Source organism: Cognaticolwellia beringensis, from assembly GCF_002076895.1.
Classification (GTDB): Bacteria; Pseudomonadota; Gammaproteobacteria; order Enterobacterales; family Alteromonadaceae; genus Cognaticolwellia; species Cognaticolwellia beringensis.
Genome location: NZ_CP020465.1, coordinates 2,845,486 through 2,859,405, shown reverse-complemented (window position 1 = coordinate 2,859,405; position 13,920 = coordinate 2,845,486). Strand labels below are relative to the sequence as shown.

Here is a 13,920-nt window from a genome sequence, read left to right as displayed (position 1 = left end):
ATAAGGGGTTACATTCATTATGTACCCCCTTTTTTATGCGTTAATATTCTCTTCGTGCTATTTAAAAGCAATACCTAATAGATTAAATAAATGACCTGCTTGGTATTGGTGTTAACCACAAGAAAAGACCACAGCCCATCTCCTTACTGTGGTCTTTATTAATAATGACTGTAAACCCGTCGTTATTTTCTTTGATCTACTTCTTCAGTGGCGTGCTTCAATATCGGTAGCCAATAACCAAACCCCCAAAGCATAGTTTGTAGAAAGTTCATTGCTAAGCCACTTTGGTTTTTAAATTTATTTTTCATGGCGAAAAACTCAATATAGTGCACTAAAAGAACAACACAAGCTAATAGCGAAACATAAAGCTGAACTTCTGTTGGCAGCGGTGACAAGGATAATAAACCTAATATTGCGAAGCTCCATAACCCCGTCAGTAAAGCTTTAAGGCTGTATATAACTAACTTTAACATCTACTAATTCCTGTTTTAATATGCGAAGTTCAGTTAAGACGCTAAGATCATATCTGACGCTTTTTCGGCAATCGCCATCGTAGGCGCATTGGTGTTACCACTGATAAGCGTTGGCATAATAGAAGCGTCAACCACGCGAAGATTTTCGATGCCATGCACTTTTAACTGGCTATCGACCACCGCCATATCATCATGACCCATTTTGCAGGTACCTACCGGATGATAAACAGTACCTAAGCGCTCTTTTGCTTTTGCAAAAACTTGTTCGTCAGTCTCAAAAGCGTTGCCTGGGTGCAGTTCATTGTCGTAATGCTCGGCTAATGCTTCCGCGGTTAATATTTTACGTAGTTGGCGCATACCATTAATCAATACTGCTTTATCTTTACCTGATTGATCAGAAAAGAAATTAAAATCAATCTCTGGTGCATCTTTATAATTAGCTGATTTTAGCGATACCGTTCCTGTGCTTTCAGGGCGCAAAACACAAACATGACATGAAAAACCATGCTGAGATAGCAGCTTAAAATCTCGACCATTATCGTCATATAACAAAGGCAACATATGCAATTGAATATCAGGTCTTTGGGCATCTTCGTTCGACTTAATAAAACCACCCGCTTCAAGAATGCTATTAGCCAGCTTACCTTTTTTAGTCGTTATATATTTAATCACGTCTGGCAGCATTTTCAGTAAACCTGTTGCTGATGCGGTAAAGCCGTCTGTTTTTTTACTTTTGACTAACACGCAAGCATCTACATGTTCTCGCAGATTTTTTCCAACGCCTTTGAGTTCATGTAAACATTCAATACCATGCGGTGTTAGTTCATTTTTGTCACCAATACCTGAAAGCATTAATAACTGAGGGGAAGCGATACTTCCACCACTTAAAATTACCTCTTTTTTCGCGGTTATTGTGTTTAATTCACCTTTAATAAAAACATCAACGCCATGCGCTTGTTGGTCTTTTATTAGCACTTTTCTTACCTGCGCATCGGTAATTACCGTCAAGTTTTCTCTGGCTAGTATCGGCAATAAGTAGGCATGAGCGGCAGAACAGCGCTTGCCATCTTTTATCGTACACTGGTAATAACCAACACCTTCTTGATCAGCGCCATTAAAGTCATCGCTAAACTTAAAGCCAGCTTGTTGACCCGCCTCAATATAGCGCTTACTAATATCATAGAAAACCGGTCGGTCAGTAACTTGCAATGGCCCGCTATCGCCATGAAATTCGCTTTCTCCGCGTTGATTAGTTTCAGACTTCTTAAAATAAGGCAAAATATCATCAAATGACCAACCCGCATTACCTAATTCAGCCCAATGGTCGTAATCTTGTTTCTGACCTCGAAGATAAAGCATGGCATTGGTTGCAGAGCTGCCGCCTAATCCTCTACCACGCGGTACAAATAGCGCTTCACCATTGCGAATATCTCGCTTAGGCTTAGCGTTAAAACTCCAATTGAATTTTTTCAAAAACATAAAGGCAGCAAAAGCGCCTGGGGTATTAACTAACATGCTGTTGTTGTTACTACCGGCTTCTAATAAACACACACTGTGTTGACCATTTTCACTCAGTCTATTCGCTAATACACAACCTGCTGAACCAGCGCCAACAATGATGTAATCAAATTCATTAATTTTTTTTGTTTGAGTTTGCAAAACAAATACCTCTATTATTCAATGGGCTGAAGTCAGTTAATTAAGGTGTAACAATATTAAACCAGAATGGAAATTCATCCATCATCATTAACAATTGTCCAAAGACTTGACCATTACCGTCGAGCTGCATTTTTCCTGATTCAACTAGCTCCTGAAATGACACTTGTTTTAGCAATAAAAAGTTTAAGTCTTTTCGATTAATCGTTACGGTTAAGTCTGCTGTTTTGTCTTGTACGTTTTCAATGTTATTTAAATGCGCGTTCTTAAGTTCTAATAAGAATTTTTCATTGCGGTCAGGAAACACAACATTAATTTTAAATTGATGTGCCAAGGCTTTATCGCTATTTAAACGTACACCAAGGTAATCAAAAATAAGCTCACTGCTCATTGCTTTGATCATATCTGGTCCACCTTTGGTAGCTTTTGCTGTTTTAGGGACTCCGTGTCGTAACTCAAAAGCTGCTGCTAAATAACTATTACGCCAGCCCGCATTTTCTGCCTGATAACCTAATTGCTCTAACGTGTCGGCTTGCAAGTGCTTTGCTTTTATATTGTCTGGCTGTGCAAAAACTAAATGGTTTAATAACTCGGCTACCCAGCGATATTCGCCTTTTTTAAACGCTTTTCTCGCCTGTGCTATTATGTTTTCTGCCCCCCCCATTAACTCAACATATTTCACTGATGATTCAGTCGGGCTCAATTTATTAAGGTTGGCGGGATTAGAGTCATAAAAACCTAGGTATTTATTAATAATACCTCTGACATTATGAGAATAAGTGCCATGATAACCGCGATTATACCATTGGTGCGCTAACACATCAGGCACTGCGAGTTGGTTGTGTATCTCATTAATGGTGACACCTTTATTGGCAAGATTTAAGGTTTTATCATGTAAAAAACCGTACATGTCACGTTGTTTTTCCAATACTTCAACGATGTACTCTTTCCCCCATCTAGGCCAAGAATGTGAAGCAAACATGACATCGCTGTCATTAGCAAATCGGTAAATAACTTTATTGATAAATTTACTCCACGCTTGCGAATCTCGTACTTCAGCACCACGAAGAGTATAAACATTATGTAATGTGCCGGTGACGTTTTCAGCCAACCATAAGGTTTTAAATTGCGGGAAATAAGTATTCATTTCCGCAGGTGATTCAGTACCCGGTGTGTTTTGCATCACCATTTCAATACCATCAACAACGAGGGTTTCTTCATCAGCCAAAATTTCTCGAGTTGGCGTGATCAACCCAATGTAACCCGTTGATAAGCCTTTACCAATAGCGGCATCAACTTGCCCTTTAGCACCTTTTGCTAGCGCATTACCATATTGATAAGTGGCGCGACGTGTCATGGCATTACCGGCTAATACATTTTCTTTAATGGCATGTTCCATAAAACCACGAGGTGCAATAATTTCAACTTCACCTGAGTCAACCTGTGCTTGGCTAACCACGCCTTTTACGCCACCAAAATGATCAGCATGGGCATGACTGTAAACCACAGCCTTGACTGGAAATTCGCCTAACTCTTGCGTTACTAAAGCCAATGCAGCTCTGGAAGTCGCTGCCGTTAATAAAGGGTCGAATATAATCCAACCGCTATCACCTTTTATAAAGGTAATATTGGCTAAATCATAGCCTCTAACCTGATAAATACGATCGGTGACTTGATACAAGCCATAAGCCATATTTAACTTTGCTTGGCGCATTAAACTGGGATTTACTGTGTCAATGTTCTTGTTATCGAGTAAAAATTTATAGTTGCCCAGTTCCCAAACTACATTACCTGCTTGGTCTTTAATAATGAGTTTGTCAGGTCGCTTAATTAAGCCTTTTTCAGCCAAAGTAAAATCAAGCTTGTCGCTAAATGGTAAGTTTTTTAATAACTCGGCTTGATGAGCAACAGTATATTTACTGGCAGGTTTTAGCTCGGTATTTGTATTAGCATTGGCCGTGCTCATAGCGGCTAACAAAGTACAATATATAAACCCAAGAAAGGGAAAACTAGGTTTTAGCATGCTATTTCTCTTAAAAAAGTGGTAAAAAAGGCAAAAAAAACTGATTAATACTCTTGAACAGACATTCAACAATATTAATCAGTACGGTGTTATTTTTGTTATCTACCTAGGCGTCTCAGTGCAGAAGTAGAAAAGTCTGTTCGCTTAACTTTTTCGCCAAATATCATAAAAGTTGGTTCTTCATTACTTAAACCGGTAACCAAATAACGGCCAGAGTTTAAGTCGTGTAAAGTTTCAGCGACCATCCAAGGGGTATCAACATCATAAAATTGAATGTTATGAGCTTCTGATAATTTCCATAACTCTCCACGACCATCATATTGATCAATAACAGAGGCACCCCACGTATCTTCGTCAATAAAGAACGTACGTTTAGCATAAATATGTCGCGCATCTTCTTTTAATGTCGCTTCAACTTGCCAAACACGGTGTAACTCGTATCTTAAATAGTCAGCATTTAAATGACCTTGCTGAATTAGGTTTTCATATTTTGCAGTGGTATCAAGTAAGTTATAAGAGTTATAAGGAATATATAGCTCTTTTTTGCCAATTAATTTCCAGTTATAACGATCTGGCGCACCATTGTACATATCGTAGTTATCTGAAGCTCTTAAGCCATCGGTACCTGCACCTGGTCCGTCATAAGCAACATTAGGAGCACGACGAACACGGCGTTGACCGGCATTATAGACCCACGCTTTACGCGCTTCTTTAACTTGGTCAATCGTTTCATGAACCAACAATGCGGTACCCGTTAAACGAGCGGGCGCTGTAATTTCTTGTAAGTAATAGAATAAGATATTGTCATCTTTACTGGCGTCACGACCTTCTTTCAAAAATTCAGGCCAAACCAATTGATCATTCATTTTTACGGGTACAAATGAACCATTTGACTGCACCGGAATGGTTGTCAAATAGCGTTTAGCTGTACCACCACGATAGCGAGTAATATGATTCCAAATAACTTCTGAACCATTTTTTGCAATAGGAAACGGGATTGCCGTATCAAAATTAGCAATGCCATTGCCTGATTGAACTAGCTCAGCTGTTGTCGCATTTTTCTTAACAACATCATATAAGTCACTTGAATAAGCTGCTGTTCGTCTTGTTTTATAAATAGGCATTTTATAATCAGCATATTTTTCAAACATGGCAATTTGCCCAGGGCTTAAGTTGTCTTTGTATTCACTGTAATTTGCCGCCGTAATTTCCATAAACGGTTTGTCTTCAGCAAACGGATGTGCAGGTCGACCTGAATCTGCACTTTTGGTGGTATTTTTGCTGTTTAATCCACCCGTCCATGCAGGTATAGTGCCTGCTGCATTGGCTGACATTACCGCACCTAAAGGTGTTAAGCTTGTCCCTAACTTTGCTGCTTCTTCAGGGCTAACTTGTGCTAACACGGTACTTGATGCAATTGATAACACTAATAAACTTGCTGTGGTTATATATTTTTTCATTATCATTCTCTTTTATTAACTTTTCTCAAACTTAAATAAATATAAGGTTTGGATTAGTATGAAATGCCGAAAGCCAACGAGATTAAATCTTTATCTTCTAAGATATTATGGCTGCCACCTGAGTAGTTGTTATAACCCACTGTTAAGGTATATTTTTGTTGATACGCAGCTTCTAATGAAAAGCCTAAATTTTTACGACCTTCATGAAATTGCTGAGCTGGGTCAGGCGAGTAACCGCTAACATCGTGTGACCAAGACAACGTAGGTTTTAAAGACACACCAGCGAATACATCTGAATACTGCCAAACACCTCGAAGGCGGTAACCCCAAGCACTGTCGGTGGTATAACCATCAGAGCGACAATCACCCGACAAATTACCTGCCGCAACTAAATTAGTACAATTTATGCCACCACCTGCGTCAAAATCACCTAAACCAAAGACTGAGTTTCGACCATAGTTTTGGTTAGAGTCTTCAACACCATCAGTTAAAACGACGCCAACTTCAGCAATTACAGTAACACGAGAAGCGCCCATGGTATTTTCAAAAAATTGAATTGCAGTCATTTGTAGTTGGGTAACATCAAACTCGTCCCAACCTTTTGCTTCTTGACCATAGCCTACACCCGTTACCCTAGAGGTATAGCGTAAAAACGGTGCTTCAGATAACACACCATTAAGTATTTCTGGTCCGCTAATTTGCACCGGCGTATCAGGTTTGTAAGAAACTTCACCCGACAACGCTACACCACCAACATTGGTAGCAAAACTCATACCGTAAAATTTTAAGTCTTCTGGGAATTCAATGTCATAAGCTGGATTTAACGCCGCTAACGCACCACCGGTTGGGTCAAACGCTTTCGGTACAAAAACTGGAGAAGCGGTTCCTGTCGCTAATGGAATACTTGTTCTAATCGCATTAATCAGCGGCAAACGAGAATGAATGTTCATGTAATATAAACCAAATTCAGTATCATTTAACGCTTCTGAATAATAACGTGCTGCTAAACCATATTGACCACCGTCGTCGGGCTCAACATCAGCTTGTCGTTCCGCAGCTAAACCTGCGGCTAAGCCAGCTTGGTCGCCCAAGGGGCCAACAGAAACATAGTTACAGCCCGTGGCAGCAAAATCAGCACCTGAAAAATAGGTACCACAACCGTCAATTTGAGTTTTTTCCCATTCATACTGGTAAAACGCTTCAACACTTAAATTTTGTGTAATACCCGCATTAGCGAATAACATGCCTACCGGTAAAATACCTTCTTTTAAATCTGCCCCTGGACGTCTTAAGGCCGCGACATCAAAAGGATTTGATGAGTTCATACCGCCTTGAATAAAAGTACTCTCCCCCCAACTTACCACTTGTCTACCTAGACGAATATCTAATGGAGAATCCCCAATATCAAACGAAGCATAAACATAAGCATCTAATAAGGTGAGACCTGAAAACTTAGTGTTATCTTCAAAACCATCATCACTTAAAGGGGTATTAGGCGTGTAGCCATTATTGGAGTTACCATGAGGTACATCTTTATCTTTTAGCGCATAGTCGTACCAATATTTGACCCGAACAAAGGCACCAAAATTATCTTTACTCAACTGAATATCATGTACACCTTTGATAATTTGCGAGTAGGCATCATGTTTATCATAGTTTAAGTTACCATCATCAGTAGTAGATGTAGCACCCGTTCCGCCATTAGATTTACCAATAAATCGAGGATCTGCATCACCAAGTCGCCAACTAGAGCCAATATCTAATTGAGAGTTAATTTGCAATAAAATGTCGTTGTTTTCACCAAGATTAAAGTCGACAGCTTTTGCTGATGACGCCCCTAAAGCCAAGGCTACCATCAAAGCTACGGGCTTGATTTTATAGTTATTTTTTAGCATATTCTTCGCCTATTTATTGTCTAGTAAAACGTAATGTAATATTAGTCTCACAATTACATTACGCCAATGATTTAATTTATATTTCGCTAAATGTGCCAACCTATTGTCATTTCGTGCAAAACTCGTAAAATAGAAAATCAACAAAAACATAGGTAATGTAGTGCAAGATTATTATTCAACATTAACCGGCTGGATGATCCCTATTTCAAGGGTGATGGCTGCGCATGGCATCGATATTGCCAAAGCACTAAAAGAATGTGATATTTCACAAGACGTAATGACAGATCAAGAATCTCGCATTGCTGCAGAAAATCTTTCACAATTACTTGAATACTGCAATAAAGCGCTTGGCCGTCATGACTTTTCTGTTTTAGTGGCAGAACAATTTCATCCCGGTATGTTCCACGCTCTGGGTTACGCCATGATGTCGTCAAATACTCTTTACGATGCCTTAGAGCGCATAGCTCACTATAAGCGAGTCGTATCAAATACATGCCAATTGTTTAATCATGAGCGCAATGAACATTTGATTTTCGAAATGGACGTTTTCACTTATGAGTCAACTAATCGACCTATTTTATCTCAAGCAACTGTAGAAACATTTTTAGCCACGATTATTCGATTTGCCCGCGAACTTGTTACTGTTGAGTTTGCGCCATTAAAAGTTTGTTTTTCATATCCGAGACCAAACCACGATATGGCATACTTAACGGACTTTTTTAAATGTGAAGTTGAATTTGATAGTAGCCAAACTTCGATCATATTTGATTTAAAGCAGACTCAGGAAAGATTACTCTGTGGCAACCCATTAATAACGCATAGCCATGAGAAAATGCTTGACGAGTTTATGGCCAGAGTCGATAAAAATGATTTAAGCCATACGATTAAAACTAAGATTTTTGAATTATTACCGCTTGGCGCGCCATCACAAACTGAAATAGCAGAAGACCTAGGAATGAGTTTACGCAATTTACAACGTAAGCTAAACAATCAAGGCACCAGTTATAAAGAAATATTGGAAAGCACACGAAAAAAGTTAGCGATGAATTACATTGTTCAAAAGCACTTAAGCTTAAGTGAAATTGGGTACTTAGTTGGTTTTTCAAGTGTTGGTAACTTTAATCGCGCTTTTAAACGTTGGACCGCTCAAACTCCCGGTGATTATCGACATAGTAGTAATATCTAAAACATCGATCAATTTAACCTTAGTGCATAACGTTTAATATCACTTAAGCCTTTGAAGGTAATATATTTAAATTAGCAATAAGCCTACATCTCATTGCTAATTTAGCTTAAAAAATCGCCATGACACTGCCACTGTCTCGCAAAGATAATCATTTGGCACGTTTAACACCTCTCAATTATTTTTTTTTCATCAATACTAGTAAGTAGACTTGTACAACTTACTAGGATTTTTATGCGCTCATCTTATATTGCGTTTAGCGTGATAAACTTGTTCTTACTCGCTCAGCTAAATCTAGCTCAAGCGAAAAGCAGTTTAGACTTGCTTGATTTACCCGCTAAGCAAAGTTCGTTAGCGAGCAAAAGTGTGCTTATGGCGATGATCCCAATGAACAATACTATATTAGCTGTTGGCGAACGTGGGCATATTATTAGTTGGAAAGACAACGCTGATTGGCAGCAGCAATCCCCCGTCAGTGTCTCTATAACCAATGTCACCCTATTGTCTGACGGCAGTAAAATAGCCGTAGGTCATGATGGTGTTATCCTCAAAACTGAAAATAATAGCAGCACTTGGCGCAAGGTATTTACAGGCGCCGAATTAACTAAACTAAAAATAGCACAACTTAAAAAACAACATGCAGCTTTGAAGTTAGTGATAAATGCAACTCAAGATGAGGATGAACTTGAAGAGTTAACCTACCAACTTGAAGATTTAGCTTTTGCACTTGAAGACAACCAAATTGAATTGGAGTCTGGCCCAAATAAACCATTATTGTCTGTGACTAGAACGGCGAGCGATTTGCTCTTTGCTACTGGCGCATATGGCACATTACTCACCAGTAACGACAAAGGTGAAACATGGACTTTAATAAGCAAGCGACTCGACAACCCTGATAAGTTCCACCTTAATTCGATTATCACCACCTCAAATGACCATCTTTATATTGTCGGCGAAAATGGCATGGGCTTTCAATCAACCAACCAAGGTAAAACATGGTCTTCAATGGCCTTACCCTATTACGGAAGCTTATTTGGCATTATTGCTCATGCCGAAAAATCTAAGCAACTTGTCGCATTTGGTTTACAAGGAAATTTAATGGTCTCGCTTGATGGTGGCGAAAATTGGCAACATAAAAAACTGCCAACCAGCGCAAGTTTGTTAGGCGGCGATTTTTCACCACAAGGTAAAGCTTACTTAGTGGGACACGGTGGAATAATTGTTGATTTCATGCCTGAAAACTTGGCATCACTACATATTAATAAGCATCCATCAGGTGCGGCGCTTTCAAGTGTTTTAGTACAAAAAAACTCATTAATTCTCGCCGGACAGTTCGGCATTTCATCTTGGTTACTTAAGCAGTAAGGGCAAGCGTATGTCAGAGAATAAAAATATTCATTCACCGAGCAAATTAGAGCAACTAATAGAAAGTTTTGTCTTTGGTCATCGGGCATTAGTCATGGCGATCGTGGTCATTTGTATCGCGTTATTAACCATACAAGCTGTGAAGGTTAAGCCTGAGGCTAGCTTTACTAAAATGATCCCTGGCGATCATCCCTTTGTAAATAATTTTTTAACCTATCGAAAAGAGTTGGCTGATTTAGGCAATGTGGTTCGCATTGTGGTTGAAAATAAACAAGGGGATATTTTCAATGCCGATTTTCAGCAAACCTTAAAGCAAGTAACAGACGAGGTTTTCTATATTCCTGGCGTTAGTCGCGACGGGCTTAAATCACTGTGGACGCCTAATGTTCGCTGGCAAGAAGTCACCGAAGAAGGTTTTGTTGGGGGCGCGGTCATTCCAGACGGATACGACGGCTCTGACGAGATGATTGAACGCGTTAAGTCGAATATCTTTAAGTCGGGACAAATTGGTGTGCTGGTGGCGAATAACTTTCAGTCGGCCATTATTTTAGCGCCGCTACAAGATATTAACCCTGAAACTGGTTTACCGCTTGATTACCGTGAGCTGTCAGCAATTTTAGAAGAAAAAATACGTGACAAATACGCTAGCGATACCGTCACTATTCGTATTGTTGGCTTTGCAAAAGTCGTCGGCGATTTAATTGATGGTGCGCTACAGGTTGTTTTATTCTTCGTCTTAGCGGTGTTTATTACCTTTGTATTATTATGGCTTTATTCTCGATGTATCCGCAGTACAATTTCTGTATTAGTTTTCTCAATTTTTGCTGTGTGTTGTCAATTAGGGATCTTAAATTTGCTGGGTTTTGGTATTAACCCTTACTCAATGCTGGTGCCATTTTTAGTGTTCGCGATTGGTGTTAGCCATGGCGTACAAATTATCAACTCTATTATTCACCATAGTGTTACAGGTGCGAATAAAATTGACTCTGCCAAACTTGCTTTTCGCTCACTCTATATTGCAGGTATTACCGCTTTAGTCAGTGATGCTATTGGTTTTACCACCTTGATGGTTATTGATATTGAAGTGATCAGAGAATTAGCCATTGCCGCCAGCATTGGTGTCGCGATTATTATTGTGACTAACTTAATCGCGTTACCGATTCTCATGAGTTACATCGGTGTATCACCTAGTGGTTTAAAATACGCGGCTAAATCGGCTCATAAAACAGGTATTGTTGAGGGCTTGTTTAAAAACTTTGCAAAACCTCCACTAGCAAAAATTGCGATCGCTGTTGGCGTACTCCTCTTTGCTTTAGGACTTTACTTCTCTCAAGCCATGCAAATTGGCGATTTAGACTCTGGTGCTCCAGAGCTAAGACCTGATTCACGTTACAACTTAGACAACGCTTATATTGTTGATAATTACAGCACCAGTACCGACCTATTTGTCATCATGGTCAAAACTGAAGTTGAGCAATGTGCGCAATATGAAAATTTGGTTTGGGTTGATCAATTCCAATGGCATTTACGCAACGTTGCCGGTGTTCAAGCGGTTAAATCTGTTGCCGATGTATCAAAATTCGGCCTTTTTGGCATGAATGAAGGTTCGCTGAAATGGTACGGTTTAAATCGTAACCAATTAATGACTAATGCTTCTTTGTCGAAAACACCGCAAGGTTTGATGAACAAAGATTGTTCAATGGTACCTGTGCTTGTTTTCCTCAATGACCATAAAGCAAAAACTCTCGACAATGTCGTTAAAGCAGTAGAAGAGTTTAAAGCTGAGAATCAAGTTGATGGTATTGAATTTCTGATGGCGGCAGGTAATGCCGGTATTGAGTCTGCGACGAATATGGTTATCGAAGATGCTCAGACTGAAATGTTAATTTGGGTATATTCCATTGTTATTATTATTTGTTTAATCACCTTTAGAAATGGCCGCATTGTTATTTGTATCATCACGCCGCTGATATTAACCAGTATTATGAGCCAAGGTTTAATGGGTATTTTAGGTATTGGCGTAAAAGTTGCCACCCTACCCGTCATTGCCTTAGGTGTAGGTATAGGTGTTGATTACGGCATTTACATTTTCAGTAAAGTTAAAGAGGCACTCAGTCAAGGTAAGTCGCTGTATATGACATATCGCTACGCTCTAAATCAAACAGGTAAGGCGGTTGCCTTTACCGGTATCACTTTAGCTATTGGTGTAGCTACCTGGGTGTTTTCTCCAATAAAATTCCAAGCCGATATGGGTATATTACTCACTTTCATGTTTATTTTTAACATGTTAGGGGCGTTAACATTGATTCCAGCGCTTGCATGGCTACTCAAGATCGGTTCTAAAAAGGATAAGAAGTAATGACAGAAATAACAACAAAAACAGCACTAACTGATACTTTTTTACAACAAAAAGAATACTTTGCTAGTAATACTTATCCTAGCTATAAAGAGCGTATTAGCGACTTAGAAAAATTGAAAGCCATCATTATTGATAACCAAGAAGCTTTTATTAATGCGATGAGCCAAGATTTTGGCCACCGTAGTGCCGATGATTCGAGAATAGGAGATATTCTCACCACCGTGATGGGCATAAACTATGCGATAAAGAAACTGAAAAAATGGATGAAACCTGAAAAGAAACATATCGGAATATTATTTCAACCGGCAAAGGGAAAGGTAGTTTTTCAACCTAAAGGGGTTATCGGTATTATTGCGCCGTGGAATTATCCGGTTTTCCTGACTTTGGGACCATTAACTACGGCATTAGCGGCAGGTAATACTGCGATGATAAAAATGAGTGAGTACACCCCTAATACCAACACGTTATTAGCCAAATTAATTGCAGATATTTTTCCTCGTAATAAAGTCGCTATTATTTGTGGTGAGTCTGACATGGCAGCGGACTTTTCAAGTTTAAGTTTTGATCACCTGTTTTTCACCGGTTCTACAGGCGTAGGCAGATTAGTGATGAAAGCCGCGGCTGAAAACTTGGTGCCTGTCACCTTAGAGTTAGGTGGGAAGTCACCGACTATTATTGATAACGATATAGATATTAAAACCGCGGTTAGCCGTTTAATTTTGGGGAAAACTCTGAACGCAGGACAAACCTGTGTTGCACCAGATTATATTTTTTGCCCACGAAACAAAATAGCTGAGTTAACCCAAGCTTTTCAAAGCGCTTATCAAAGCATGTACCCCCGTACTGAAAAAAATGATGACTGTAGTTGTATTATTAATGATGCCCAAAAAGCGCGACTTGATAGTTTATTAGCAGATGCTGAAGCGAAAGGTGCAACGATAATGCCTTTATCTGCAGACAGTGATGGCACATCGAGAAAAATGCCTTTAACACTGATAACTGATGTTAATGATGATATGACCGTTATGCAGCAAGAAATTTTTGGCCCACTACTCCCGATTATAGGCTATAACAACATCGACGAAGCCATTACTTACATTAACAGTAAGCCACGTCCACTCGCTTTATACATTTGTAGTTTTAGCAAGTCATTTCAGCAGCAAGTGTTATTGAACACTCATGCAGGCGGGGTTTGTATTAATGATGCTGCATTTCATGTTGCCGTTGATGACTTACCATTTGGCGGCATTGGCGCATCAGGCATGGGGCAATACCATGGAAGTGAAGGTTTTAAAACTTTCTCGCACGGAAAATCCGTATTATCACGAGGAAGAATAAGCTTAGGTTCATTATTATTCCCTCCATTTGGTAATAAAATTCATCAACTTTTGTTTAAATTATTTATTCGTTAATTGACTTAATGAAGAAAAAATTATTTACTCAGTTTACAACTTCACAAGACTTTGCTTGATAAACGCCAATTTTCAAGCGTAAACGCACCTAGTT

9 protein-coding genes are annotated in these 13,920 nt (G+C 39.3%); 4 read left to right on the top strand and 5 right to left on the bottom strand.

Going from position 1 to position 13,920, the window contains the following annotated elements; all coding sequences use genetic code 11:
- Positions 1-182 precede the first annotated feature (182 nt).
- The 5 genes from B5D82_RS12155 to B5D82_RS12135 all read right to left on the bottom strand — a co-directional run bounded on the left by B5D82_RS12155 (position 183) and on the right by B5D82_RS12135 (position 7,507).
- Positions 183-473: a DUF1145 domain-containing protein gene (locus B5D82_RS12155; RefSeq protein WP_081151859.1), complete on the bottom strand. Its 291-nt coding sequence runs from the start codon at positions 471-473 to the stop codon at positions 183-185.
- Positions 474-506: 33 nt separating this feature from the next.
- Positions 507-2,132 (bottom strand): GMC family oxidoreductase, encoded by a 1,626-nt coding sequence (locus B5D82_RS12150; RefSeq protein WP_081151858.1) that lies wholly within the window; start codon positions 2,130-2,132, stop codon positions 507-509.
- A 40-nt stretch (positions 2,133-2,172) separates the two neighbouring features.
- Complete coding sequence (locus tag B5D82_RS12145; protein WP_081151856.1) at positions 2,173-4,152, bottom strand: alkyl/aryl-sulfatase; 1,980 nt, start codon at positions 4,150-4,152, stop codon at positions 2,173-2,175.
- A 98-nt stretch (positions 4,153-4,250) separates the two neighbouring features.
- Positions 4,251-5,612 carry a DUF1329 domain-containing protein gene (locus B5D82_RS12140; protein WP_081151855.1) on the bottom strand — a complete coding sequence of 454 codons (1,362 nt, stop codon included), beginning with the start codon at positions 5,610-5,612 and terminating at the stop codon, positions 4,251-4,253.
- Positions 5,613-5,665: 53 nt separating this feature from the next.
- Positions 5,666-7,507, bottom strand: coding sequence for a DUF1302 domain-containing protein (locus B5D82_RS12135; RefSeq protein WP_081151853.1), 1,842 nt, complete (start codon positions 7,505-7,507; stop codon positions 5,666-5,668).
- Between the two features lie 160 nt (positions 7,508-7,667).
- Between B5D82_RS12135 and B5D82_RS12130 the strand changes: the two genes are divergently transcribed.
- The 4 genes from B5D82_RS12130 (at position 7,668) to B5D82_RS12115 (ending at position 13,826) form a co-directional block, all read left to right on the top strand.
- Positions 7,668-8,693 (top strand): AraC family transcriptional regulator, encoded by a 1,026-nt coding sequence (locus B5D82_RS12130; protein WP_081151851.1) that lies wholly within the window; start codon positions 7,668-7,670, stop codon positions 8,691-8,693.
- A 231-nt stretch (positions 8,694-8,924) separates the two neighbouring features.
- Entirely contained in the window at positions 8,925-10,055 is a 1,131-nt protein-coding gene (locus B5D82_RS12125) for a WD40/YVTN/BNR-like repeat-containing protein (RefSeq protein ID WP_081151850.1), read from the top strand.
- 10 nt (positions 10,056-10,065) lie between these two features.
- Positions 10,066-12,414: an efflux RND transporter permease subunit gene (locus tag B5D82_RS12120; RefSeq protein ID WP_081151848.1), complete on the top strand. Its 2,349-nt coding sequence runs from the start codon at positions 10,066-10,068 to the stop codon at positions 12,412-12,414.
- On the top strand, positions 12,414-13,826 hold the full coding sequence (locus tag B5D82_RS12115) for a coniferyl aldehyde dehydrogenase (protein WP_081151847.1): 1,413 nt from the start codon (positions 12,414-12,416) through the stop codon (positions 13,824-13,826). Before B5D82_RS12120 ends, B5D82_RS12115 begins: the two co-directional genes overlap by 1 nt.
- Positions 13,827-13,920 lie beyond the last annotated feature (94 nt).

What these genes read in the sequence shown, in the direction of transcription:
- B5D82_RS12155 (WP_081151859.1), bottom strand. Translation starts at nt 473, where the DNA reads ATGTTAAAGTTAGTTATATACAGCCTTAAAGCTTTACTGACGGGGTTA.
- B5D82_RS12145 (WP_081151856.1), bottom strand. Translation starts at nt 4,152, where the DNA reads ATGCTAAAACCTAGTTTTCCCTTTCTTGGGTTTATATATTGTACTTTG.
- B5D82_RS12140 (WP_081151855.1), bottom strand. Translation starts at nt 5,612, where the DNA reads ATGAAAAAATATATAACCACAGCAAGTTTATTAGTGTTATCAATTGCA.
- B5D82_RS12135 (WP_081151853.1), bottom strand. Translation starts at nt 7,507, where the DNA reads ATGCTAAAAAATAACTATAAAATCAAGCCCGTAGCTTTGATGGTAGCC.
- B5D82_RS12125 (WP_081151850.1), top strand. Translation starts at nt 8,925, where the DNA reads ATGCGCTCATCTTATATTGCGTTTAGCGTGATAAACTTGTTCTTACTC.
- B5D82_RS12120 (WP_081151848.1), top strand. Translation starts at nt 10,066, where the DNA reads ATGTCAGAGAATAAAAATATTCATTCACCGAGCAAATTAGAGCAACTA.
- B5D82_RS12115 (WP_081151847.1), top strand. Translation starts at nt 12,414, where the DNA reads ATGACAGAAATAACAACAAAAACAGCACTAACTGATACTTTTTTACAA.